The sequence below is a fragment of the Magnetofaba australis IT-1 genome (genome assembly GCF_002109495.1).
Classification (GTDB): domain Bacteria; phylum Pseudomonadota; class Magnetococcia; order Magnetococcales; family Magnetococcaceae; genus Magnetofaba; species Magnetofaba australis.
This window is the reverse complement of sequence record NZ_LVJN01000020.1, coordinates 963,376-987,641: the sequence shown is the minus strand read 5'-3', so window position 1 is coordinate 987,641 and position 24,266 is coordinate 963,376. Positions and strand designations below refer to the sequence as shown.

Here is a 24,266-nt window from a genome sequence, read left to right as displayed (position 1 = left end):
TTACTTGCGCGCTTCGATCAACAGATAGAGACCGAAGGGAACATGGCGGCTGATGGCGCGAATCAACCAGCGCGGCCAGATGCGTTTGGCGATGGAGAGCAGCGGTCCGCGATGGCGCTGCCCCACCGCCCCCTCCAGCAGATCGCCGAAGCCAAGCTGCACGCGCAGTTTCACCTGATCAAAGCGTGAGAACAGGCGTTCGCCTTCGTCCATGTTGTACGCTTTGGTGCCGGGGGACTCCAAATAGTCGGCGTAGATCTGGCTCATGGGGGTCAAGGGGCGCCCACGCAACAGACCATAGCGCGCCCACAGCATCAAACCAGTCGGCGACCAGGTATAGTAGACCATGATGCGCGCCACGCCGCGTGGTTTCAGCACTCGGTGCACCTCGGCGATGGCCTGCGGGGTGTTGGGCGAGTGGTGTAGCACGCCCCAGCTGTAGACGCGATCAAAAGTCTCATCGGCAAAACTGAGCGCCTCGGCATTGTCGGTCTTGAGCTCCGATTGCAGTCCCAATGCGGCGAACCGCTTGCCCGTATGCTCAATGGCGCGCTGGGTCAGGTCCACCCCCACCAGACGCGCAGGCCCCGCCTGGGCGATGCGGGAGTGGTCTGAGCCCATACCCACGCCGATCTCCAGCACGGTTTTGTCGGCATAGTCGTCAAACTGGGCGAACTCGGCGATATAGGGCTCCAGCGCATATCGGGCGGCGGTTTCACTGAGATAGAAATCCCGCTCGGACTGCCCTTGCGCATACACTTCGCCGCAGCTCTGCCGCTCCCAGAAAGATTGAACTTGTTGCAGGTCGCTCATTGGCGTCAGCCCAACGGCAGGTCGTCGAAATTCTTAATGTTGCGCAGCAACGAAATCACCCCGTCCTTCACCTCAGAGAGTTCCACCGCGCCGCGAATGTTGTGCAGATCGTCGACGATAACGCTCCAGGCGTCCAGGTGGTTGTAGTCGATGTGCGCGGCCACCGACGACAGCGCCTCCAGCGAGGTCAGTTGGCGCTCGGCGAACTGTTGAATGCGCTGCGCCGCGCCATCGCTGATGCTATCGGCGGTCATGCTCTCCAGATCCAGCACCGGCGGTTCGGCCACCGGCACTTCGCCTTCGCCGGTCAGATCCGGCGAGGTGATGGCGAACAGGCTGCGATCCACAAACGACCCCAGGTAGGTGCGCAGGGTGAACTTCTGGTTGTGGCGAGCATTGCGCGCCGAACGCCACTCATACACGGCGAACACCAGAACCAGAAAGCCCCCCTGCAGCGAAAAGCCGATCAACTCCGGCAGAATGCTGACGGAGAGGTCCGCCTCCCAGTAGAGGGTCATGGTCAGGATCGGCGTGGCGGCGAAGAACACCACCAGGAAGATCAAATAGAACAGCACCAACCGTTTCCAAAACGGCGTGCCGCCAGGCGCTTGGCGCGGATGTCTGCTCATACTGGTCAACTCCCATTGGGCCCGCTTGGCCTGTCCCTGTGACCAAACGAACGGATTCCGGCGCTTCAGGGATTAGGATACTCCCGCGCACAGGCGGGTTCAATGCACGCTTGGCGCCGTTTCAGTCTGCTCGGCTTCGGGGATGATCACCTGGGTGAGGCGCCGCCCCTCCCACACCAACAGACCGATGCGCACCGCTTGATCGTGGTCCAGATAGCGGAATTCGTATATCCTACGCATCCGCCAGCCCGCCTCACTGCGGAATGGACGCCAGGCGACCAGCGGCGCAGCGTCGTCCAGCAGCGCCACGTCCATCTCGTCGCACACCCGTCGAGCGGCGGCCAGGGCGCGTTCGCGCGCGCCCATCACCACGCTCCACAGGGCGATGGCGGCGCCGAGGGCCAGCAGTATGATCAACGGATCGTCCATGGCGCCGAGCATACGCCAAAGCGCGCGGGCGGGAAATGCGTCGCACATCCACTGCAACAGAATAAAAAGCCAAAATCGCCATGGGTTTGATCGACATCAGCAATCTCACCATCAGCTTCGGCGGCCCGAAGCTCCTCGACGAGGTGAATCTCACCATTGAGCCGGGCGAACGGGTCTGTCTCATCGGCCGCAACGGCGGCGGCAAAAGCACCCTGTTCAAGGCCATCGGCAAGGAGATCGTCCCCGATGGCGGCGAGGTGGCGTGGAAAAAGGGCCTCAAGCTGGCGCGCATGGTTCAGAACGTGCCCCACGGCAAGCAGGGAACGGTGTTCGACGTGGTCGCCGACGGCCTGGGCGAGAGCGGCCGTCTATTGGCGCAGTACCATGCGGCGCTGCAGGGCGACCCGGCGCAACTGGAGGCGCTGCACCAACAGATCGACCACGATCCGCAAGGCTGGAGCAGCCAACAGCGCATCGACTCGGCCATCGAGCGACTGAAACTGGACCCGGACGCCCTGTTCGACGCCCTCTCCGGCGGGCAGAAGCGCCGCGCGCTATTGGCGCGGGCGATTGTGGACAATCCCGATCTGCTGATGCTGGACGAGCCCACCAACCACCTGGACATCCCCGCCATCGAGTGGATGGAGGAGTTCCTGCTGGGCTACAAGGGCACGCTGCTGTTCATCACCCACGACCGCCGCTTCCTGCGCCGACTGGCCACCCGCATCATTGAGCTGGACCGGGGCAATCTGACCAGTTGGCCGGGCAATTTTGACACCTATCTGGAGCGCAAGCAGGCGGCGCTGGACGCCGAAGCCCAGGCCGACGCCAAGTTCGACAAGAAGCTGGCCCAGGAGGAGGCGTGGATTCGTCAGGGCATCAAGGCGCGGCGCACCCGCAACGAAGGGCGCGTGCGCGCCCTCATCGCCATGCGCCGGGAGCGCCAGAAGCGACGCGAACTGGCCGGTTCCGCCAAGATGCTGGTGCAGGAGGCGCAGAAGTCCGGCAAGCTGGTGGTGGAGACCGAAAGCGCCAGCTTCGCCTACGAGCAGACGCCCATTGTGCGCGATCTGACCACCGCCATTCTGCGTGGCGACAAGGTGGGCCTGCTGGGCCCCAACGGCTGCGGCAAGACCACTTTGATCAAGCTGCTGCTGGGCCAGTTGGCGCCGCAATCCGGCGAAGTCAAACTGGGAACCAAACTCCAGATCGCCTACTTCGACCAGCATCGCAGTCAGATCGACGCCGATCTGAGCGTGGCCGACAATGTCGCCGGCGGCCGCGACCGCATCGACTTCAACGGCGAGACGCGCCACATCATCGGCTACTTGCAGGATTTTCTGTTCGAGCCGGAGCGCGCCCGCTCCCCCGCCTCGGTGCTCTCCGGCGGCGAGCGCAACCGCCTGCTGCTGGCCAAACTGTTCGCCCAGCCCGCCAACATGCTGGTGCTGGACGAGCCCACCAACGATCTGGACGCCGAAACCCTGGAGTTGCTGGAGGAGAAGCTGGGTGAGTTCAACGGCACCGTGCTGCTGGTGAGCCACGACCGCGACTTCCTCAACAACGTCGTCACCAGCACCCTCGCCTTCGAGGGCGATGGGCGCTTCCGCGAATACCCTGGCGGCTATGACGACTGGCTGGATCAACGCCCGCAATCCGCGCCTGAGGAGAAGCCCGAACTCTCCACCCGCAAAAACAGCGCGCCCGCCCCGGCGCCCGCCAAGCCGACGCGCAAAAAACTCAGCTATAAAGACCAGCGCGCGTTGGAGATGCTGCCGGAGCAGATCGAAGCGTTGGAGGAGGAGAAGGCCGAGCTGGAGGAGAAGCTGGCCGACCCCGCCCTGCACACCCCCGACAACGCAGGCGCCGCGCAGCAAGCCGCCGCACGTCTGGAGGCAGTGGAGAGCGAACTGCTGGAGAAGTACGATCAATGGGAGCGCTTGGAAGAGGCCGCCTCTTGAGCTTAGACTTTATAACAGCCTGGAAGATGAAAGATATCGAGGGCTTTGCCCTCGAGCTCCCAAAGACCAAACCGTGGGGCGCCGCCCCACACCCCGCTGGGGTCGCGGACCCCAGACCCCCGAAAATCGGGCCATAAATGTCCCGATTTTCGACCTTTGCTATCGTGCTGAAAATGGATTCCCATGCCTGATTTGACTATTTCGCCGCGTCAGCTTGTCAGTTGGGCTCTGGGCAATCTGGCGCAAACGCTGTGGTTCCTCCCCCCCCTGGCCAAGCGGCTGCACATCTGGCGCGGGGTGAACATGGCCTCGCCCGGCAGCGTATTTCTCGGCCGCAACGTGCTGCTGGACAACCGCGCGCCAGCGTTGATCACCATCGGCGCCGACGTCTGGCTCACCACCGGTTGCGTGATTCTCACCCACGGCATGTGCAGCGCGCTGCAACGGGAGCGCTTCGGCATGACCGAGAGCAACGCGCCGGTGACGCTGGAGCGTGGCGTATTCCTGGGCTGCGGCACGATTATTTTGCCCGGCGTGACCATTGGCGAGGGGAGCTACATTGGCGCGGGTTCGGTGGTGTCGACGGATATTCCTCCCGGCGTGGTGGCGGCGGGCAATCCGGCCCGGGTGATCCGTCCGCTGGATAAGCAAGAACATTAAATTCGATCTTTCATTCACTCACAAGCAAGCCCACGGCCCACCGCCCAAACACAAATCGTCATGCATGCACAGAGCAAACTAACGAGGGTCCAGGGAAATCATTTCCCTGGCGGGTCACGGGCAGAGCCCGTGCGGGTCCAGGGCGGCGCCCTGGTCGGGGTCTGGGGCGAAGCCCCAGCCTCTTTCAGCTTCCCACCCCTCTTTCAAATAAGTTAACCGGCCAATGCATTTCGTCTGCTATACGGATTGGGCGCAACTGCCCGCCAGCGCCGATGCGCTGTTCGCCGCTGGCGAACGCCAGAGCCTGTTTCTGTCGCGCTTGTGGCTGGAGCAGCACGTCACGCGGCTGCTGGCCGATGCGCGGCAAGTGCGCCTGGCCTGCGTGCTCGACGGCGACACCGTGCGCGCCATCCTGCCGCTGGCGGAGGTGCAGAACAACGCCTGGGACGCCCTCACCAGCCTCTACTCCGGGCGCTATACGCTATTGCTGGCACCAGAGGACCAGGAAGCCGTGCTGAAGTGTCTGGCGCAGGGGTTGGCGGCGGCGAAACTGGTGGTGTTGACGCTGGACCTGCTGGATCGTCACGACCCCACCACCCAGGCGCTGCAAGCGGCCTTGGAGGCGGCGGGATTCCTCTGTCACCCGCGTTTTCAGCATGTGAACTGGATCCACCCGGTGGGCGGACAGAGCTTCAAACAGTACATGGCGGGGCGCCCGGGCCGGGTGCGCAGCACCATTGCGCGCAAAGGGCGCAAACTGGCGCGGGAACGGAAGCATCAAATCCGCCTTTATGGCAGCGAAGAGCTGCCGGAGTTCCTCACCCACTATCACGCCATCCACCGGGGCAGTTGGAAGAGCCGCGAGCCGCTGGACGACCATCTGGCGGATATGCTGGACGCCCTGGCCAGTCGCGGCTGGCTGCGCGCGGCGCTGCTCACCATCGACGGCCACGCCGCTGCGGCGCAGATCTGGTTCATCGCCCACGGCAGGGCCAGCATCTTCCGGCTGGTGTATGACGAAGCGTGGAGGGAGTACTCCCCCGGCACGCTGCTCACCGCCTACATGATGGAGCTGGCCATCGACCGCGAGGGGGTGATGGAGCTGGACTATCTATACGGCAACGATCCCTACAAGCAGGAGTGGATGAGCCAGCGCTGTGAGCGCTGGATTCTGGGCTGCGCCCTGGCGTCGAAACCACAGGGCGTGTGGGCGTGCCTGACCTCTGCGGCGTCAGGCTGGTTCTCAGACGTCTTCTCCTCGCGCTGAACGCCCTGTGTCTTGGGCCGCCAAACGGTGACCCGATGAGAAAGCTTTGGTTTAATTGATGCGGTAACCATAGGCGCTCACGGCGGGAGATTCACCATGTCTTTTTCCACTCTGTTGTCGCTGCTGATTGGCGCCCTGGTGTTTTGGCAATTCCTGACCTGGCGCAAGCGCGCCAGTTTGCAGGAGGATCTGGAGTTCATCCAGAAGTACAAATTCACCCCTGTGCTCAAACAAAAACTGGCCACCGTCTATCCCCATCTGGATGAACAGCAGCAGGAACAGGTCATCACCGGATTGCGGGACTTTTTCTGCCTCTGCCGCATGTCGAAAAAGCGCGCCATGGTCTTCATGCCCTCCCAAGCTGTCGACGTGGCGTGGCACGAATTCATCCTCTTCACCAGAACTTATGCGGATTTCTGCAAACGGGGATTCGGCTACTTTCTCCACCACACGCCTACCGAGGCCATGCGTTCGCCTGATCAGGCGCAAGATGGAATCAAACGCGCGTGGCGACTGGCGTGTTTGAAAGAGGGCATCGATTCCAAGAAGCCTGACAGACTGCCTCTTCTGTTCGCTTTGGATGGGGAGCTGGGGATTGCGGATGGCTTTGTCTACACCCTGGACTGTCGCCAGGATGAGACGCCGAACCGCTACTGCGCAACGCACATCGGCTGTGGCGGGAGCATTGGTTGCGCCAGTAGTTGGGGATGCAGCGGCGATGGCGGAGGCGCGGGCTGCGGCGGCGACGCGGGGGGCACTGGAGCCAGCTGTGGCGGCTCCAGTTGTGGTGGCGCGGGGTGTGGCGGCGGAAGCTGACGCGCAGCGCGCCCCTTGAGTCTTTGCTTAGGGCTCACTCCTCCCCATGCGCATGCACACAGTTGCGCCCGCCCTGCTTGGCGGCGTAGAGCGCGGCGTCGGCCGCCGCCACCAGTTTGGCCGGGGTGTTGAGTTCAGCGCTGGTGGAGGCCACGCCGATGGAGATGGTGATGGAGTCCAGCGCTTTGCCCTCCTCGCTGACGATCTTCTCCCCGGCCACCCCCTCACGCAGACGCTCGGCGATATTGATGGCGGTCTGCAAGGTGGTCTCGGGCAGCAGCACGGAGAACTCCTCACCGCCATAGCGCGCCGCCATGTCACCAGGACGCAGATGGTCCATCAACGACCGCGCCAAGGTGCGCAGGGCGCAGTCGCCGCCCAGGTGACCAAAGGTGTCGTTGAAGCGTTTGAAGTGATCCACATCCATCATCAGCAGACTCAGTGAGCCGCCGTCGCGACCCATGCGCTGAAACTGCCGCTCCAGGGAGTGGTCCAGCCAACGGCGGTTGTAGAGCCCGGTCAGGCCGTCCACCCGCACGCTGGTCTCCAGCGCGCGCTGCTTCTCCTCCCCCTCCATGATCACGCGGTTGTTAAAACGCATGCGCCGCGAGAGCAGATAGAGCAGATTACACGCCATATCGTGGGAGTTGTGAATCAGCGACCAAACCTTCTCATCCTCCACTTCGATGAGTCGGCACGGCGTCTCCGCCACCACATAGGCGGAGGCTTTATCGGCGTCGATCACCGACATCTCGCCCACGCAGCCACCCACCCCCACGGAGACCAGGGCGTTGGCGTCGGCCCGCCCCAAGCGCACCGACAGCTCCCCCTCCAGCACCAGATAGAGCAGCGTGTTGGGGGTCTCCGGCGTGATGATCACATCATCCGGAGCGAATTTGACCACCGGGCACTCCTCCAGAATGTGGGAGACCGCTTCGAACCCCACCCCCTGAAAGAGTTGAATGGAGTCAAAATTCTCGCCGTCGTACCAGGTTTCGTTCATGTCTCATTCCACTGGCGAAACAGGCGGATGCGCCCGAATGTAGGATCTGCGCCCGAAAGCGCCCATGTATTTCGTTAAAATGGGTGAACCATAGCTTTGCAGGAAAGACTATAATCGCAACCGCGCAAATTCGCATCCATTTTGACGAACCGCGCAATGCCGATGCGACTCTGATAGAGTACTTAGCCACTGTTTCACACCGCGCCATAGGGGGCCACGTGATGGATGCTTTCGACGAAACCGCATTCTTTCTGGAGCTGGGTCCCGACCAGATTCTCAACGCCGTGGAGGCCGCCGGCTTCCCTTGCACCGGACATCTGCTGGCCCTGAACAGCTACGAAAACCGCGTCTACCAGGTGGGCGTGGAAGAGCGCGGCATGCTGGTGGCCAAATTCTACCGCCCGGGCCGCTGGAGCGACGAGCAGATTCTGGAAGAGCATCTCTTCACCCAGCAGATGGCGGAGTTGGAGATCCCCGCCGTACCGCCCATGGCCGACGACGAGGGCCGCACGCTGCTCAAACATGGACCGTTCCGCTTTGCTCTCTACCCCCGCGTGGGCGGGCGCGCGCCGGATCTGGAGAGTCCCGACCACCTGCGCCGTCTGGGCGCCTTCCTGGGGCGGCTGCATCAATTGGGCGCCGCCGAGAAGTTCGCCCACCGCCCGGCGCTGACGCCGCAATCATTTGGCGTGGACTCGGCGCAGTTCCTCCTCGCCTCGGAACACATCCCCGACTCCCTGCGCAGCGTCTATCAGGGCCTCACCGAAGATCTGCTGGGGCGCATCGAGCGCCAATGGAAACTGGCCGAGGGGTTCAAGCCCATCCGCCTGCATGGCGACTTTCATGTGGGCAATATCCTATGGGATGAGTACGAAGGCCCCCGCGTGGTGGACTTCGACGACGCCCGCAGCGGCCCGGCGATTCAGGATATCTGGCTCTGCCTCTCCGGCGACCGCCAGACCCAAGCCGACCAGTTCTGCGATCTGCTGGAGGGCTACAGCCGCTTCCACGATCTGGACCCGCGCGAGATGCATCTGATCGAGGCGCTGCGCACCCTGCGTATGCTGCACCACATGGCGTGGATCGGCAAACGCTGGGCCGATCCCGCCTTCCCGCGCTGTTTCCCCTGGTTCGATGATCCGCTACAGTGGGAGACGCACATTCTAGGGCTGCGCGAACAGGCGGCCCTGATGGAGGAGCAGCCGCTGCCGTGGCCGCTGTAATTGTAATAAACAATCCGGGGGAAGAGAAAAGAGACTGGGGCTTCGCCCCAGACCCCACCAGGGCTTTGCCCTGGACCCACGAGGGCGCCGCCCTCGACTCGCCAGAAGGGACGCCCTCCTGGACCTCGGTAAGTTTTGCTGCGTGCGCGTCCGAACGTTTTGAGCGCGCGCAGATGTTCTATTTTGACTCGATTTCCGTTACTGCCAGCCTTTGAGAGTTTGCTCCATGAATCGTGACTTTGCCGACCGCCTGTGGAACCGCCGATTCAACCGCCGCGACTTCGTCTGGCTCTCCACCCTCTCCTCGGTGGGACTGGCCGCCTGCGGCAACAGCGTCAATCCGGTCACCGGCGAAGAGCAGTTTCTGCTGATGTCGGAGAGCCAGGAGATCAATATCGATAAGGAGCAGGCGCCGCATCAGTTCTCCGAGGACTACGGCCCGGTCAGCGACGCCCGCGTCAACGGCTACCTCACCCGCGTGGGCCAGGAGTTGGCGCAACGCTCCCACCGTCCGCAGATGCCCTATTCATTCCGCGCCCTGGAGGCCAATCGGGTCAACGCCTACACCTTCCCCGGCGGTAGCGTCGCCGCTACCCGCGGCATTCTGGCGGAGATGCAGGACGAATCCCAACTGGCCGGTCTGCTGGGGCATGAGCTGGGCCACGTCAACGCCCGTCACGCCGCTCAGCGCCAAACCAAAACAATCTTCGCGCAAGCGCTGCTGGCGGGGGTGGGCATGGTGGCCAACGCCAAAGCGCCCAATCAGGCGGGCTGGATCAATCAACTTGGCGGGCTGGGCGCAGGCGCGCTGCTCTCCAGCTACAGCCGCGATAACGAGCGCGAAGCCGACAGCCTGGGCATGACCTACATGAGCCGCACCGGCTATGACCCCGAGGGGATGGTGGGGCTGATGCAGATGCTCAACAGTCAGTCCGAGCACAAGCCCAACGCGCTGGAGCTGATGATGGCCACCCATCCGCTCAGCAGCGAACGCATCGCCAACGCCCAGGCCGCCATCGCCGAGAAGAGGGGCGAGGTGCGCCCCGGCGGCGCGGTGAATCGCGAACGCTACATGGACAACACCGCCTCCATCCGCGCCCTCAAACCGGTCATTGATGAACTCCAGAAGGGGGAAGACGCCTTCTCCGGCAAGCAGTACGCCCAAGCCGACAGGCACATCCGCAGCGCCATCAAACAGGCGCCGCAGGACTACCCGGCGCTGGTGCTGATGGCCAAGACGCAACTGGCGCTCAACCACCCCAACGACGCCCTGCGCTACGCCGAGGACGCCAAACGGATCAAACCCAGCGAGGCCCAGGCGCAGCACATGACCGGCGTGGCGCAACTGGCGCTGCATCGCCCGGATGCGGCGCTGGCCAGCTTCCGCGCCTATGAGCAGCGCCTGCCGGGCAACCCGGATACGCTGTTCCTGCAGGGGATCGCCATGGAGCAGATGCGCGACGTGCGCGGCGCGGCGACGGCCTATAACAGCTATCTGCGACAGGTGCGCCAAGGCGCTCAGGCCAAATACGCCGCCACCCGCCTGCAGGCGTGGCGCGGTCGCTAAGGGAGTAACGACGCCATGACGACGCCATGCCTCTCCCCCACTCCGCCGCTTGAGGAGCCCAGCATGCTCACCACCCTGAGAATGCGCATCGCCGATTGGCGCGGACGCGGCGTCTATGAAGGCTCGCCCAACTGCTGCGAGTGCATTTTTATTCACATTCCCAAAGCCGCTGGCGTGAGCGTGGGACAGGCGCTGAACTATCAGTCCAACCACAAACCCTACTTTCTGTTTCAGCGCGCCAACCCGTCAAAATTCAAACGGTTTTTTAAATTCACCTTTGTCCGCCACCCCCATGATCGATTGCTGTCAGCCTACAGTTTTCTGAAAAAAGGCGGCATCAACCATCAGGACAAGGCGTTTTCCGAAACCCACCTGACCTCCATTGAGAGTTTTGAGCAGTTCGTCAAAGAGTGGATTTCGCCGCAGCGGCTGTGGAGCATCCCCCACCTGCATCCCCAGCACTACTTTGTGGCGGATAAGGCCGGACGCATTCAGGTGGATTTTGTCGGTAGACTGGAGAACATTGAGGCGGATTTTCACACCGTGGCGCAACGCCTGGGCATAGAGGCCACCCTGGCGCACAAAAACCGCTCCGATCACGCGCCGTATGAAACCGCCTATGATGCGGAAATGGCGCGCATCGCCACAGAGCTTTACGCCCAGGATTTCGCCCTGTTCGACTACACTCCCATCACTGGGCAAAGCTGAGTTGCGCCGCCTCCCGGCCTCTCACCACAGGACTCACTCCGCCGGACGCGGCGCCAAACGGCGCGCAACGCCGCTCAGCGCCCAGCGCAGCGCGGCAAAGCCCCCCTGCTCACGCAACAACCGCAGCCCGCGCTCTCTGCGCATGCGCTTTGCAACCCGCGCCTCCTGCCGGTCGATGCGTCGAATGGCTTCGTGTAAGTGAAGATCCAGCGTCTCTTTGCTCAAATTGCGCGAAAAGTGGTTATCCGGGCTTTGGTGGTTGAAGCGGGAGTAGTCCATTTTGTCATCGATCATGCCCCACGATTTGCACTGTTCGAACAGTTGTGAGCCCGGGTAGGGGGTGAACACGCTAAAACAGATGGAGGGCGAGTTCAGACGTGGAATGATGTCCAGCGTGCCGCGGATGCTCTTCTCATCCTCTTCCGGGAAGCCAAACATGAGGAACACATAGGGCGTGATATCATGTTTGCGGCAGCGCTCCACGGCGGCCACCGCCTGCTCGGTGGTGATGTTTTTCTTGATGCGCTTGAGCATCTCATCGTCGCCGGATTCAATACCCAAGGTCACCTGATGACAGCCTGCCGCGCGCATATTGCGGAGGTTCTCATCATCGGCCAACTGCACGGTGATCTCGCAGGACCAGCTCAACCCCGGACACTCCTGAGCGATCAGGGCGCAAAGTTCGCGAATATAGCTCTTCTTGACGCCAAAAGTGTCATCCTCAAAGTGCACATGGGTCGCCCCCCGCGCCAGCAGCGCTTTAATCTCCCCCACCACGTTTTGCGGCGAACGGAAACGCACCTTGCGCGTCCACATGCTCACCGAGCCGCAGAAGGTGCATTGATAGGGGCAGCCCCGGGTGGCGAAGATGCGCGCCAGGGCGTTGGCCGGGTAGACGTCAAAATCCTTGAGCACCTCTGGCAGCGCCTCAATGGGGTTGGGAAAGTCGTCCAGATTGTCATGATTGCCCCGCGCAGGAGTGCGCACAAGACCATCCGGTCCGCGATAGATGATCCCGGCGATGGCGCCAAACTCCGGCGTTTCGCTGTTGGAGAGCGTCTGCAGTATCTCCACCAGGGTATTCTCACCCTCCGCCAACACAGTCATATCCACCACCGGATCCTCCAGCGACTCCTCCCCCGCCATGGTGGGGTGCGGTCCGCCGAAGATGACAAAGCAATCCGGGTTCTGCTGTTTGGCCAGGCGCGCCACCTGCAGCGCCGAGTGGTAGTTCTGGGTTTTCACCGTCACCCCAAGCACATCGGGCCGATACTCCGCCAGAGTCTGGCGCACCTCATCCCACACCGGCGCATCCAGGTCCTTCAAGCAGCGTTGATAGCGCTCGAAGCCAGCGCTGAACAGATAGTCGTTAGAGACATTGACGTGATGCTCCAGGTCCGGGTTGAAATCGGCGTTGTAGACCATTACCGGACAATCCGTGCGCTGTTTGACCGAAGCGGAGAGGTAGCCCAGGGACAGGGGCGCGCGGAAGGCGCCGTTATTGTCGTGGTACAGACGGCCAAACGGGGGTTCCACCAGAAGCAGTCGGGGAGTCATGCGCGCCAATTCCTTTGTCGTCGAATGGAGGGCCTCAAACCATGCGCCTCATGCCAAGCGCCTAAGCCATGGCGTGAAGATGCAATATAGGGGCCTGCAACTGCCCGCCACGCTTGAAAATTGAGAGTCCCGCAGGGGCAGGCAAGTTCCTACAGCGACTTCTCCCAGAACAGCGCGCGCCCAGCCTCGGGGCGCAGTTCGTAGCCCGCAAAACCATATTTGCGGTAGGCGGACTGGGCGGCGTGATTGTTCTCCAGCACCTCCAGGGTCACTTTGCAGCACCCCCGCGCCCGCGCAATGGCTTCGATCTCCGCCAGCATAGCGCCCGCGACGCCTTGTCCACGGTATGCGGGCAACACGGCGATATCATGGATATTTAGCAGAGGTCGACAAGCGAAGGTGGAGAAGCCGGCGAAGCAGTTGGCCAGCCCCACCGCATGCTCATCCACGTAGGCCAGCAGAGTGAGCGCGCCGGGGATGCGCGCCAAAGCCGGAACCAGATCGCATTTGACTGAGTCGCTTAGAGGTTTGCCGCCGCCCATGGGGTCGCGGGCGTAGGCGTCCAGCAGGCGGACGATGGCCGCCCCGTGATCGGGGTTGGCGAAGTCCGCCTGCTGGATACGAAGAGACATGGCAAGGAGAGAAAGCGCGACGTCAGCCGCTGAAGTCGCCGCCGCGCCGCTTTTTATCGGCCATCAACTCCAGTTCATAGGCGCCGGAGTAGACGTAATGGGGGTCGGGCACGTAGCTCAAGTCGGGGTTGCGATCTTCATAGTTGATGGCGTTGAGCAGCACGCGCATGACGTTGACGCGCGCCTGCTGTTTATCGTCGGCGCGCACGATGGTCCACGGCGCTTCGCTGGTGTGAGTGCGCTTGAGCATCTCATATTTGCGCAGGGTGAAATCGTCCCAGCGATCCTGCGACATCAGATCCATCTCGGTGAGCTTCCAGCTATGCAGCGGGTCCACGCGGCGCTTCTCAAACCGGCGGGTCTGCACCTCGCGGCTCACGCTCAGGTAGATCTTCACCAGCTCCAGGCCGTTGAGCACCAGATCGTGCTCAAAACTCACCACCCCCTGCATGAAGTTCTGATACTGCTCTTCGGTGCAGAAGCCAAACACCGGCTCCACCATGGCGCGGTTGTACCAACTGCGGTCGAACAGCACCAACTCGCCGCCGTGGGGGCAGTGCTGCACAAAGCGCTGGAAATACCACTGGGTGCGCTGGTGTTCATTGGGTTTTCCCAGCGCCACCACACGGTAGTGTTTGGGGTTCATGTAGCGGGTGATGCGTCGGATCACGCCGCCTTTACCGGAGCCGTCGCGCCCCTCCACCAGCACGATCATGCCGCGTCCAGTGCGATCCAGGTGCTGCTGGAGTTTGTTCAGCTCCGCCGCATAGGGACGCAGCTCCATACGGTCGTGATACTTCTTCTCGGCGGCGGTGCGAATCTGCTCTTCGCCCGCATAACGCGCCTTGAGCTGCTCGTTCTCCTCCTGCAGGCGTTGATACTCCTCCAGCAGGGACTCCATGGTCACCACATCGGAGTCAACCTCGGAGAAGGCGGCGTCGATGATGGGGTCGCCCTCAGACTCCAGCGATGCCTCTTCCGTGAGCGGGGGGTGCGCTTTTCCCTTGTGATGCGAGCCCATGATGATCCTCAAGCAGAAAACGCGCCCGTTGCCAAGCGCGCGGTCGGTTCATAACCCAAGCGCCCCAGGGCGCTAAGAGTTGATCAAGAGTGTTGAGCATAACGCGAATGCGCCAGCGGAGAAAGGCCGCACAAGGGGCGCGTTCGCCTCATTGCGCTTCGGCGCAATCCTCGTCGAAGCAGACCCGATTGCGCCCCTGCTGCTTGGCTTGTTGCAGACGCAAGGCCACCTGCTCGCGCATCCATACCGAGGCGTCGCGATCCACCCGCTTCAATGAGACGCCGCCGATGCTGACGGTCAGATGGTTGGCCACGTCGGAGCCCGAGTGGGAGATATTCAACTCCGCCACACACTCGAGCAGTTTGGCGGCGATAATGCGTGCGCCGCGGGCGTCGGTATGGGGCAGAATGCACGAAAAACGCGCGCCATTGCAGCGCGCCACCAGATCCCCCGGCCGCGCCAACTTCTCCTGCAGCGCTTTGGCGATGCGCTTGATGGCGTCATCCCCGCTCAGATGGCCATAGGCTTCGTTAAAGGCGTGGAAGCGGTCCAGATCCAGCGTCAGCAGACTCAGCGGCTCGCCGGCGCGGGCGGCGCGTCGCGCCTCCTGATCCAAGCGCTCCTCAAAGCGCGGAAGATTTGCCACGCCGGTCAACCCATCCACCGCCGAACGCTCACGATAGAAGTCGCGCAACCGCTTGAGCTCCAACTGGTTGCGCACCCGCAGCCGCACCAACTCGGCATTGAATGGTTTGGTGATGTAGTCGATGGCGCCCATATCCAGGCCGACGCTCTCATGCTCCACCTGATCCATGGCGGTGAGGAAGATCACCGGGATCTGTCGGGTGAGCGGCTCCATTTTGAGTTTGGAGATCACCTGATACCCATCCAGCCCCGGCATCATCACATCCAGCAGGATCAGATCCGGTTGCTGGGCGATGCAGGCGGAGACCGCTTCGTGGCCATCATGCACGACGATAAAATCGCACATGCCATCCAGCGTGGAGCGCAATAATTGTATATTATCGCGGCAATCATCCACGATCAGAATGGTCGGATGCGTCAGTGGGGCGTCAGTGAGCATAAGCATGCGTGATCACAGTGTCCAAATTGAGCCAGTAAACAACTAAGCATCGGGGCAAAACGCCCCATTGGGAATAAACTTTCAATTAAATAGCAATGCACTCTCAAGCATACGCTATAATCATTTTCAGCTAAACAATTTTTATGGCCCGATCCCGCTGCGCATTCTCCACAATGACGCGGCGACGCGACATCAGGAGAGTCCCCCATGACCCTCGCCTTTCGCCATGGCGCTGCCGTACTATCTGCGCTCTTAGTTGTGGCTTTGAGCGCGCTTGCCCATGCGGCTGAAACCGCGCCGATCATCTCCCATCAACTGGATCTGCGCATCGACCCACAAACGGGCGAAATCGAGGCGCGCGACGCCATCAAACTGCCCAGCGACTGGCGCGAGCGCCCATTAAAACTGCGTCTGAATGCGGCCATGGGCCATGTTTCCGTGTTTGGCCGTCCCGTTCTCGACCAGCCGATGCCCGCGCCAGACGCAGCCTGGCGCGAGATCACCGTCGGCCCCGCCGCTTCCGGCGACACCCTGCAACTGAACTACAGCGGCGTCATCAACCAAGCGCCCAGCCATCGCCACGGCGCCTATCGCGGCGGCCATGCGCAGACCCGCGGCATGATCGGCGCCGACGGCGTGTTTCTGCCGCCAGAGGCGGGTTGGACAGCGGATTTCGGCGCAGGACGTCACATCTACACCCTCACCGTGCGGCTGCCGCGCGGCTGGCGCGCGCTCACCACCGGCAAACGACTGGCGCGCCGGGAGAGCAAAGAGGGCGCACGCAGCTTCTGGAGCCAGGAGCAGCCATTGGCGGGGATCCATCTAGCCGCCGCACGCTGGCATGAGTACAGCCGCGACGCCCAAACCGGCGCGGGCCACATCACCCTGCGCGCGCTGCTGCGCACGCCTGATGAAGCGCTGGCCAATCGCTATCTGGAGGCCGCCTCGCGCTACCTGGAGCTGTATCAAAACCTGCTCGGTCCCTACCCCTACCCCGCCTTCAGCGCCGCCGAGAACTTCTGGGAGACCGGCTACGGCATGCCCGGCTTCACCCTGCTGGGTCCGCGTGTGATCCGGCTGCCGTTTCTGCTCACCAGCAGCTACCCCCATGAGATTCTGCACAACTGGTGGGGCAACGGCGTGGATGTGGACGTGCGCCAGGGCAACTGGAGCGAAGGGCTCACCGCTTATCTGGCCGACCACCTCATGCAGGCTTTGGACGGCAAGGACAGCGCCTACCGCCGCGCTCTGCTGCAACGCTATGCGCAGACGGTCACGCCGCAAAACGACATCCCCATTGCGCAGTTCATCAGCCGCCACGACCGCGCCACCCAGGCGGTGGGCTATGGCAAGACGCTGATGATGTTCCACATGTTGCGCGGCGAATTGGGCGATGAAGGGTTCCTGCGCGGGCTGCGCACGCTGTATCGCGACAAGCTGTTCCAGGCCGCCGACATGGACGCCGTGCGCGCAGCATTCGAAAGCGCCAGCGGGCGCGACTCCCTGGAGCCCTTTTTCACCCAGTGGAGCGCGCGCATCGGCGCGCCCACACTGCATCTGGACGCCGCATCCACACACCCCACCGAGGCGGGGCATCTGCTCTCGATCACCCTGTCACAAACGCAGCCTGAGGCGCCCTATAATCTGACCATTCCCATCGCCATCACCACCGCCGACGGCGCCGTGCAGTGGGATCAACTCCATCTGACGCGCCGCACCCAGGTGTTTGAGCGCACATTGACCGCCGCGCCCACACGGGTGGATATCGACCCGGCGTTTGATCTGTTCCGCCGCCTGGACGCTGCGGAGATCCCTCCGGCGTTCAATGAACTGTTTGGCGCCGCCGATGGCGCCCTGATTCTCCCCGCCGCCCCCGCCGCAACCCGAGACGCCTGCGCGCAACTGGGGAAAAGCTGGGGAGTGACCATTCGAGACGATGCGCAACCGCTGGAGAAAGCCAGCGCCAACGCCGTATGGATTTGTGGGCGGGACAATCGCCACAAAGAGGTGATCCAGAAGCGTCTGGACAGCGTGGGCGCGCAGTGGCGGGAGGATGGGATGCACAGTGCGGGCGCATCTTGGCAGTGGAAGGAGCACGCCATCGCCGTGGCGCTGCGCACCGATGCGGGGGCGCCGCTGGGGTTCGTGCACCCGGCCCCGGGCAGCGTGGAGAAACTGGCGCGCAAACTGCCACACTACGGCAAATATGGCGTCACCGCGTTTGACGCCGCCAGCGGGGAGAATCGACTGAAGCGGGAGTGGAATATTGGCGCCTCGCCGCTCAGCGCCGCGTTTGACGCCAACGGCGCCCTGCGCGCGCCCGCCACTGGCGCGCCGCCAATCCGCACCCGCGCGCCGCTGGCGCTCTCCATCGCGGCGGCCAAACAGCCGCCGCCGCAACCACCCCGCGACGCCCAAGCCGAGCCGCAGCCGCAGGAGACGAAGAGCCCCTAACAGCGGGTCAGGATCAAACCCAACTCCACTTTATCCATGGGGTGGTGCACCTCCAGCGGCGGCTCCTGCTGCCAGCGCCAGCGCGCGCTGGGGAACAGACGGCGCATCTGCTCAATGGCGCAGTGATAAGGCGGACCGCCCTCGGCGTGGGTCTGCATGAACAGTGCATAGAGCCGCCCTTCCGGGCGCAGCCAATCGAACAGGCGATGTTCGTATTCACGCCACTGATCCGGCGCCAGGGCGCATAGACAGGTCTGCTCATAGATGGCGTCGAAGGTCCCCTCGCGCGCCTCCCAATGAAACAGATCCGCCTCCTGCACCACGCAGTGGGGGTGTTCCGCCAGCGCCTCACGCGCCGCCGCCACGGCGGAGGGGGCGAAATCCAGCGCCGTGATCTCATAGCCGCGCCGGGCCAACTCCGCCAGCTCATGGCCCCGCCCGCAACCGGGAATCAGCACCCGCCGCTCGCTGTCACTGGCGTGACGCAGCCACTTGGACAGCACCGGACTGGCGCCGCCCCGATCCCATCCGGTGCGCCCCGCCTGATAGCGCTCTTCCCACACCGCTTTTGCCATCTTCATCCTCGTTATGGAAAATCCGTTTGCAAAAAACTCCATGCCGCGCCGGGAACTTTCCGCTATGCTCACCGCCCAAAAGCGCAACCTGTAATCGCTTCATCCCACCTGTATTCAAGATTCGCACCGGGAACGACACCATGAACGACGCCGCATCCACCGAGGTGGAATCGATCCTCGATAAAGCCATGGCCACCGAGATGATCTCCGTGGAGCAGCTCAAGCGCATTGTGCGCGCTCTGCCCCACGCGCAGGTGGTGCTGCTGGACGTGCGCACCGGCGAGGAGCATGACGAGGGGGTGATCCCCGGCTCTACGCTCTACCCGTGTGATCACGATCTCATCGATCGCGAAAACACCGCCCCGTTTACCGCCGATTTCGATAACAAGTTCGACCCCACACAGTTCGACGCCGACACCCGCTACATTCTCATCTGTCGCACCGGCCCGCGCACCGAGATCGCCCTGGAGCGTTTTCTCGACGCCGAGTTGCAGGCGTGTGAGTTGATTGGCGGCGTCAACGCCTGGCGTGAACAGGGGCTCTGCCTGGCCCCGCCCTTCTCCGCCCAGCAGATGCTGGAGTCACCGGACTCGGTGGACCACTGCCTGAGCGCGTGAGCCTAGCGCTGCGCCTCCCCGCGCCAACGCACCATTTCCGTACGCGCGCACGCCGGGAGCGTGGGCTGATCGTTGCGCGCTGAGACCCAATAGCGCTCCGCCGCGCCCGAGGCCAACAGCGGGGCCAGCAGATCCCGCACCGCATCCTGCTCCCACGTCAATTCAGCGGCCAATTCGCTCAAACGCGCCTGCCCATGTTGCCGCAAAAACGCCTGCGCGCAAGCCAACGCCTTCTGCTGTTGCGCGGAGCCGCCGGTCATGCGCCTGGCCGCCACACGATGCCGCGATCAGCCAGCCACTGGGCGAACTGCTGCTCCTTGCGCATCGGATCGCACCCGGTGGAGCCGGGATTGTCATCCATCCAACGTCCATACGCCTCACGCAGCGCCAACTGCTCGCTCTCACCCAACTGACTCCAAGGGCGCACCGTGCGCTCCTCCACCTCAATCAACTCCTCGTCGGACTCCGCCTCCTCTTCGCGCTGTATGGCCGCCGCGACGGCGGCGTTGCGTTTGGCCAACATGTAGGCGGCGCTGCTCAAACCGACGATCCATCCCAGCGCGCCGAGCCAGTCGGTCCAGCGCAACTGCTCTTCGCGCTGCCGCCACTGATGACGCAGCGGCGCCAACTCATCGCTCACCGCCTGATTGATCAATAGGCGCAACTCATCGGGCGTCATCTCGCCCACGCTGCGCGCGTCGCTCTCCTCCTGGGCGTTGTCATCCACCAGACGCTCCAGGGTTGCGGTCGATGCGCGCGCCAGCGTCGGCGCCGCCATGAGCGCCACCAGCATCAGCGCGCCACCGCGCCCTATCCAGCCTCTGTTCGATTGCATCGATTCACTCCCCCGGCGGCTCATCCACCGCAATCCACAACGTGGTGACCCGCTCAAGCGGCCCTTGCACGCCGTTGGGCCCGGTCAACACGCCATGGGGCTGCCGCACTGACACCGCCCACCAGCCTGCGCGCGGCAGGGTCACGGCAAACACGCCATGGGCGTCGCTGCGCGCCTGTTGCGCCACCATCAACCCGCGCGCACTGAGCCAGGCGGCGTCTATGCGCAGGCCGGAAGCGGGCTCGCCATTGATTCGCGCCACACCGCGAAACAGCCCCCCCCGCCCACAGGCCATAGGGGCGCGTGAGCGGCTCGATGGAGAGCGGCGCGCCGCTGGGGGCGCGCCACCCATCCACGGAGACCCGCGCCGGCAGCGCCAACACTGCGGCGTGTTCTCGCCACATCCGGTCAGAGCGGCTCCACACCGGCGCCGCCTGCGCCACAAACAGATGGTCATCGGCCAGTTGCACCGGCGCGCGCACCCACCGGCGCTGCCCATCGGGCGCGCCTTCGGGCTCCAGCAGCGCCACGCGCCGCCCCGCCGAGACCAAACCAATACGCAGATCCAGCGGCAACAAAGCGCTGCTCGTCTCGGCGCTGTCGCCCGCCTGCTCCACCCAGCGCATCTCCAGCGGCGCCCAGTCGCGTTGGGCGGCGGCGCGCGGCGCCACATCCGGCAGCAGCGCCAGAACCTCCGCATCGAGCGGCTCCACGCCGCTCATCATCGCACCACCCGCCAACAGCGTCAGCATGATCCTTTTGCGCGCTTCGCTCCACTTGATCACGACTGACCGCTCCTCATTTGATTCCCCATGCCAACCTGCGCCGCCTGCGTCGCCCTACGCGCCTGACAGTGCGGCGCGCGCGCGCCGATACGCCCATGAAACGGCAGATCAATGGCGCCATTGCGCCAATCCACGCCAAATGTTGCGCCCAGCAGATTGAGCTGCGCGCCGCGCGACCAATCCACGCTGGCGCCGAGCAACCCCGCCAACGAATAGAGTTCGCCGCCGCCCAGCCCTTCGCCACGCCAGCTCCCGCCCAGCAGATAGTCCTTGCCGATGGCGGTGGCGGGCAGTTCGGTGCGCAGCTGCGGCGTGTGGCGAATCAGATAGGCGATAAACGTATTGCTGTTGGGCCCCGGCCAGATGTGATAGCGGTGCGCCTCCGGGTAGTTCTGCGCCAACTGCAGCAGATGCGGAATCGCCTGCTCGGCGTCGGGACCGCAGATCTGGTCGATCAGCTCCGGCGTATGACCAAACCACGAGCGATCCGGGGCCTCATCGGCGATGCGGGTGGCTTTGCGCCCGCTCCACACCCGCCAACCGATCACCTGCAATGTGGTGTAGTGATCGGCGTTGCGCGGTTTGAGCGCAATCCAGGTGTGCACCCCCAGCGTTCCACGCCAATTATAGGCGCGCGCCTGCCACACCTGCACCAGCGCCTGCGGGGCCTCGGCGGGCAGCGGGGCAATATCCATGCTGTGGCGCGGCGCGGTGCGCCAATGTACATCGGTGCGCACCTGACCACTGGCCCAGATCCACGCCGGTTGCGCCAGCACGATTCCAGCAACGATGAGAACGCGCCGCGCCGCCGGACTGGGCTTCAGCCAATGGCGCAGACGCCGCCAACCTCCAACAACCACGATCTCCACCTTCCGCTTCGACTCAATCCTTCAAGCGCCAACCCCGGCCGATGCGCCACACCGCCACCACGTAGAGCCCGGCCCACGCCAGCAGCGTCAGCGGACCGGAGCGCCACAGCACCGCCTCATCCAACCCCAGCAGCGCATAGCGGAACAGCTCCACCAGGTGGTACACCGGATTGACCAACGCCAGCGGCCGCCACGCGGCGTCGATCATCTCTACCGAGAAGAACACGCCGCCCAGATAGACCAATGGCGTGATGACAAAGTTGCTCACCAATGCGGTGTCGTCGAAACTCTTGGCCCACAAGCCGGAGAACAGCCCGATCAGACCGAACAGTCCCGCCAGCGCCAGAGAGGCGGCCAGCAGCCACAACGGATGCGCCACCCCAAACGGGGTGAACACCCGCGCCGCCAGCAGCACCGCCGCGCCCACCAGCAGCCCCCGCGCCATGGCCCCGCCCATCACCGCCAGCACCATCTGCGCCGGAGTCACCGGCAGCGCCGCCAGATCCATCTGGATCATGCCCGCATAGCGCATCTGAATCAGCGATGAGCTGGCGTTTTGATAGGCGTGCTGCATCACCCCCATGGCCGCCAATCCGGTGGCCAGGAAGGTGAGATAGCCCACCCCTTCAGTGGGGCCGATACGACTGCCCAGCGCCGCGCCGAACACGGCGAAGTAGAGCAGCGAGGTCACCAACGGCGCGCCCACAGTCTGGCCGAACACGCGCATGAAACGGCGCACCTCGCGGCGAAACAGCGACCACGCGCCATACCAGTTGCGATCATCCCGCATGGCGCGCCTCCTGCTGCTGCTTGCCTGCTGTGGCGGCGGCCCCGCTGGTCAGGTGCAGATAGACATCCTCCAGACGCGGCGGCTCCAGCCGCAGATCGGCGATCTGGCACGCCCGCTCCCCCGCCCAGCGCATCAATTCGCTCACCGCATCGGTGGCCAGCTCGCCATGCAGCCGACACGCCCCGGCGTCCCATTGCAAACCGACGGGGATGACGTCCGGCGCGGCGCCGTTTTCACCCTTCCACTGGATTTCAACGCGTCGCGCGGCGAAATCCGCCAGCAGATTTTCGGTACGATCACACGCCGCCAGCGCGCCTTGGTTGATAATCGCCACCCGTCCAGCCAGCTCCTGCGCCTCCTCCAGATAGTGGGTGGTGAGGATCACTGTGGAGCCTTGGGCGTGCAGCTCACGGATAAAGCTCCACAGGCCATGCCGCAGCGCGACATCCACCCCGGCGGTGGGTTCATCCAGAATCACCAACGGCGGCTGATGCACCAGCGATTTGGCCACGGTCAAACGCCGCTTCATACCGCCGGAGAGTTCGCGGGTGCGCTTATGGGCGTGCTTGGCCAGATCCAACCGCTGCAGCAGCTCATCCACCCACGGCCCGGGTTTGCGCACGCCGTAATAGCCCGCATGATTGATCAACAGTTCGCGCACAGTGAAAAACGGATCCAACGCGATCTCCTGCGGCGTCACCCCCACCAGTCGTTTGGCCAACTGCGGCTGGGCCTCGATATCCACCCCCATCACCGCCACCCGTCCGGCGCTCTTGGCGGTGACTTGAGCGACGATGTTGATCAAGGTGCTCTTGCCCGCGCCATTGGGGCCGAGAATGGCGAACACCTCGCCCGCCGCGATATTCAGATCCACCCCGCACAGCGCGGTCACGCCGTTGGCGTAGGTCTTCCGCAGCCCGTCGATGGCCAGCGCCGCGCCGCTCATGGCATGACTCCGTTGTTTGCGCGTTCGCGCGTCAGACCGGTCACTTTATACAGCTCCTGCGGCAAGCGTTTGCCTTTGATTTTCACCCGACTGCTGCCCTCCACCAATGCGCGCGCGCCCAGGGCGTCGATGACGCTTTGCGTCGCCAGCAGCGGATGACCCAACTCTTTGGTCATGGATTCGGCGCGCGCGGCCAGATTCACCGTATCACCAATGGCGGTAAAACGCTTATGTTGCGGGTGCCCCATATTGCCCAACACCACATTGCCAAAGTGAACCCCCACGCCGATGCGAAAACGCAGATTAAACGATTCGAACAGATAGTCGTTAAAACCGTCCAGCACCGCCTGCATGGTCAGGCCACACTGTACAGCGTCCACACACGCTTGATGCGCGGCGGCGCGGCTGGCCGCATCATCGGCGCCGCAAGGAATCTGCGCATTCAGCCCAAACAGCGCCATAATGCCGTCGCCCATGATTTTGTCGATGTAGCCGCCATTGGCCAGCACCGCTTCGCCCATGAGGTGATGGTAGCGATTGAGAATGTGCACGGTGTCATACGGCAGGTGGGATTCGGAAAAGGCGGTAAAGTCGCGGATGTCGGAGAACAGCACTGCGAGACGCCGCTCGCGGGGGGCGGCGCCGTCGCTCTGGGTCAGCAGCAGGTGATCCTCTTCGTCGCGCACGCCGCGCCGTACGCGCACATCGCCCAAAGGGCGACATTGACACGCCAACCGCACCTCCGGCCCCAGCCCTTGGGCGGCGGCCAGCGCGCGTTCGGCGTCAGTGGGCGGGGTTAAATTGTGCGCATTGTCCAGCACGGTGACGCGGCAGGTGGAGCAGCGCCCATTGCCGCCACAGATGTGGGCATGGGGCACGCCCGCCGCCAGCGACAGCTCCAGCAGGGTTCGGTCGCTGGCCAGGGGCGCGGCGACGCCATCTCCTGCGAAGCGGACCACGCCAGGGTGGACCAGGGAGTTGGCCATGGCAATTGCTCGCGTTGGCGGGGATTCCGTCTCGCCGCC

At 63.6% G+C, this 24,266-nt stretch carries 25 protein-coding genes; 9 read left to right on the top strand and 16 right to left on the bottom strand.

Annotated elements, in window-relative coordinates; all coding sequences use genetic code 11:
- The 3 genes from MAIT1_RS16555 to MAIT1_RS16545 all read right to left on the bottom strand — a co-directional run bounded on the left by MAIT1_RS16555 (position 1) and on the right by MAIT1_RS16545 (position 1,871).
- The gene (locus tag MAIT1_RS16555; RefSeq protein ID WP_085444657.1) at positions 1 to 813 is read right to left on the bottom strand and encodes a class I SAM-dependent methyltransferase; all 813 of its coding nucleotides are present in this window, start codon (positions 811 to 813) and stop codon (positions 1 to 3) included.
- A 5-nt stretch (positions 814 to 818) separates the two neighbouring features.
- The gene (locus tag MAIT1_RS16550; protein ID WP_085444656.1) at positions 819 to 1,442 is read right to left on the bottom strand and encodes a hypothetical protein; all 624 of its coding nucleotides are present in this window, start codon (positions 1,440 to 1,442) and stop codon (positions 819 to 821) included.
- Positions 1,443 to 1,541: 99 nt separating this feature from the next.
- Positions 1,542 to 1,871, bottom strand: a complete 330-nt coding sequence (locus MAIT1_RS16545) for a DUF3301 domain-containing protein (RefSeq protein WP_158089563.1) — start codon at positions 1,869 to 1,871, stop codon at positions 1,542 to 1,544.
- Positions 1,872 to 1,951: 80 nt separating this feature from the next.
- Between MAIT1_RS16545 and MAIT1_RS16540 the strand changes: the two genes are divergently transcribed.
- From MAIT1_RS16540 to MAIT1_RS16525, 4 genes are all read left to right on the top strand, one after another.
- Entirely contained in the window at positions 1,952 to 3,832 is a 1,881-nt protein-coding gene (locus MAIT1_RS16540) for an ATP-binding cassette domain-containing protein (RefSeq protein WP_085444654.1), read from the top strand.
- 183 nt (positions 3,833 to 4,015) lie between these two features.
- Entirely contained in the window at positions 4,016 to 4,492 is a 477-nt protein-coding gene (locus tag MAIT1_RS16535; RefSeq protein WP_085444653.1) for an acyltransferase, read from the top strand.
- Positions 4,493 to 4,715: 223 nt separating this feature from the next.
- Positions 4,716 to 5,759 (top strand): GNAT family N-acetyltransferase, encoded by a 1,044-nt coding sequence (locus tag MAIT1_RS16530; protein WP_085444652.1) that lies wholly within the window; start codon positions 4,716 to 4,718, stop codon positions 5,757 to 5,759.
- Between the two features lie 96 nt (positions 5,760 to 5,855).
- Positions 5,856 to 6,575: a glycine-rich domain-containing protein gene (locus MAIT1_RS16525; protein ID WP_085444651.1), complete on the top strand. Its 720-nt coding sequence runs from the start codon at positions 5,856 to 5,858 to the stop codon at positions 6,573 to 6,575.
- Positions 6,576 to 6,609: 34 nt separating this feature from the next.
- Here the strand turns inward: MAIT1_RS16525 and MAIT1_RS16520 are convergent, their stop codons facing one another.
- A complete protein-coding gene (locus tag MAIT1_RS16520) occupies positions 6,610 to 7,578 on the bottom strand; it encodes a GGDEF domain-containing protein (protein ID WP_085444650.1) in 969 nt (322 codons plus the stop codon).
- A gap of 221 nt (positions 7,579 to 7,799) precedes the next feature.
- Between MAIT1_RS16520 and MAIT1_RS16515 the strand changes: the two genes are divergently transcribed.
- From MAIT1_RS16515 to MAIT1_RS16500, 3 genes are all read left to right on the top strand, one after another.
- Positions 7,800 to 8,801, top strand: coding sequence for a serine/threonine protein kinase (locus tag MAIT1_RS16515; RefSeq protein ID WP_085444649.1), 1,002 nt, complete (start codon positions 7,800 to 7,802; stop codon positions 8,799 to 8,801).
- Between the two features lie 226 nt (positions 8,802 to 9,027).
- A complete protein-coding gene (locus tag MAIT1_RS16505; protein ID WP_085444647.1) occupies positions 9,028 to 10,368 on the top strand; it encodes a M48 family metalloprotease in 1,341 nt (446 codons plus the stop codon).
- A gap of 15 nt (positions 10,369 to 10,383) precedes the next feature.
- On the top strand, positions 10,384 to 11,076 hold the full coding sequence (locus MAIT1_RS16500; protein WP_085444646.1) for a sulfotransferase family 2 domain-containing protein: 693 nt from the start codon (positions 10,384 to 10,386) through the stop codon (positions 11,074 to 11,076).
- A 33-nt stretch (positions 11,077 to 11,109) separates the two neighbouring features.
- Here the strand turns inward: MAIT1_RS16500 and MAIT1_RS16495 are convergent, their stop codons facing one another.
- The 4 genes from MAIT1_RS16495 to MAIT1_RS16480 all read right to left on the bottom strand — a co-directional run bounded on the left by MAIT1_RS16495 (position 11,110) and on the right by MAIT1_RS16480 (position 15,370).
- Entirely contained in the window at positions 11,110 to 12,633 is a 1,524-nt protein-coding gene (locus tag MAIT1_RS16495) for a B12-binding domain-containing radical SAM protein (RefSeq protein ID WP_085444645.1), read from the bottom strand.
- Positions 12,634 to 12,782: 149 nt separating this feature from the next.
- Positions 12,783 to 13,265, bottom strand: coding sequence for a GNAT family N-acetyltransferase (locus MAIT1_RS16490; RefSeq protein WP_085444644.1), 483 nt, complete (start codon positions 13,263 to 13,265; stop codon positions 12,783 to 12,785).
- A gap of 22 nt (positions 13,266 to 13,287) precedes the next feature.
- A complete protein-coding gene (gene ppk2 / locus MAIT1_RS16485; RefSeq protein ID WP_085444643.1) occupies positions 13,288 to 14,286 on the bottom strand; it encodes a polyphosphate kinase 2 in 999 nt (332 codons plus the stop codon).
- A 148-nt stretch (positions 14,287 to 14,434) separates the two neighbouring features.
- Positions 14,435 to 15,370, bottom strand: a complete 936-nt coding sequence (locus MAIT1_RS16480) for a diguanylate cyclase domain-containing protein (protein ID WP_085444642.1) — start codon at positions 15,368 to 15,370, stop codon at positions 14,435 to 14,437.
- Positions 15,371 to 15,577: 207 nt separating this feature from the next.
- On the opposite strand from MAIT1_RS16480, the gene MAIT1_RS16475 reads away from it, so the two are divergent.
- The gene (locus MAIT1_RS16475; RefSeq protein WP_085444641.1) at positions 15,578 to 17,824 is read left to right on the top strand and encodes a M1 family metallopeptidase; all 2,247 of its coding nucleotides are present in this window, start codon (positions 15,578 to 15,580) and stop codon (positions 17,822 to 17,824) included.
- On the opposite strand, the gene MAIT1_RS16470 is transcribed toward MAIT1_RS16475, so the two are convergent.
- Positions 17,821 to 18,399 carry a methyltransferase domain-containing protein gene (locus MAIT1_RS16470; protein WP_085446194.1) on the bottom strand — a complete coding sequence of 193 codons (579 nt, stop codon included), beginning with the start codon at positions 18,397 to 18,399 and terminating at the stop codon, positions 17,821 to 17,823. The two genes, MAIT1_RS16475 and MAIT1_RS16470, sit on opposite strands and share 4 nt — an antisense overlap.
- Positions 18,400 to 18,539: 140 nt before the next feature.
- Between MAIT1_RS16470 and MAIT1_RS16465 the strand changes: the two genes are divergently transcribed.
- Complete coding sequence (locus MAIT1_RS16465; RefSeq protein ID WP_085444640.1) at positions 18,540 to 19,016, top strand: rhodanese-like domain-containing protein; 477 nt, start codon at positions 18,540 to 18,542, stop codon at positions 19,014 to 19,016.
- A 2-nt stretch (positions 19,017 to 19,018) separates the two neighbouring features.
- Here the strand turns inward: MAIT1_RS16465 and MAIT1_RS16460 are convergent, their stop codons facing one another.
- The 7 genes from MAIT1_RS16460 to MAIT1_RS16430 form a co-directional block, all read right to left on the bottom strand.
- On the bottom strand, positions 19,019 to 19,276 hold the full coding sequence (locus MAIT1_RS16460; RefSeq protein ID WP_085444639.1) for a FeoC-like transcriptional regulator: 258 nt from the start codon (positions 19,274 to 19,276) through the stop codon (positions 19,019 to 19,021).
- Entirely contained in the window at positions 19,273 to 19,851 is a 579-nt protein-coding gene (locus MAIT1_RS16455) for a hypothetical protein (RefSeq protein WP_143814887.1), read from the bottom strand. The genes MAIT1_RS16460 and MAIT1_RS16455 overlap by 4 nt, the downstream gene beginning before the upstream one ends.
- A 4-nt stretch (positions 19,852 to 19,855) precedes the next feature.
- A complete protein-coding gene (locus MAIT1_RS22680) occupies positions 19,856 to 20,146 on the bottom strand; it encodes a DUF4198 domain-containing protein (protein ID WP_414673644.1) in 291 nt (96 codons plus the stop codon).
- Positions 20,147 to 20,632: 486 nt separating this feature from the next.
- Complete coding sequence (locus MAIT1_RS16445; protein ID WP_143814886.1) at positions 20,633 to 21,496, bottom strand: DUF3750 domain-containing protein; 864 nt, start codon at positions 21,494 to 21,496, stop codon at positions 20,633 to 20,635.
- 22 nt (positions 21,497 to 21,518) lie between these two features.
- Positions 21,519 to 22,295, bottom strand: a complete 777-nt coding sequence (locus tag MAIT1_RS16440; protein ID WP_085444635.1) for an ABC transporter permease — start codon at positions 22,293 to 22,295, stop codon at positions 21,519 to 21,521.
- On the bottom strand, positions 22,285 to 23,241 hold the full coding sequence (locus tag MAIT1_RS16435) for an ABC transporter ATP-binding protein (RefSeq protein ID WP_085444634.1): 957 nt from the start codon (positions 23,239 to 23,241) through the stop codon (positions 22,285 to 22,287). The genes MAIT1_RS16440 and MAIT1_RS16435 overlap by 11 nt, the downstream gene beginning before the upstream one ends.
- Positions 23,238 to 24,227 (bottom strand): adenylate/guanylate cyclase domain-containing protein, encoded by a 990-nt coding sequence (locus MAIT1_RS16430; protein ID WP_085444633.1) that lies wholly within the window; start codon positions 24,225 to 24,227, stop codon positions 23,238 to 23,240. Before MAIT1_RS16430 ends, MAIT1_RS16435 begins: the two co-directional genes overlap by 4 nt.
- Positions 24,228 to 24,266 lie beyond the last annotated feature (39 nt).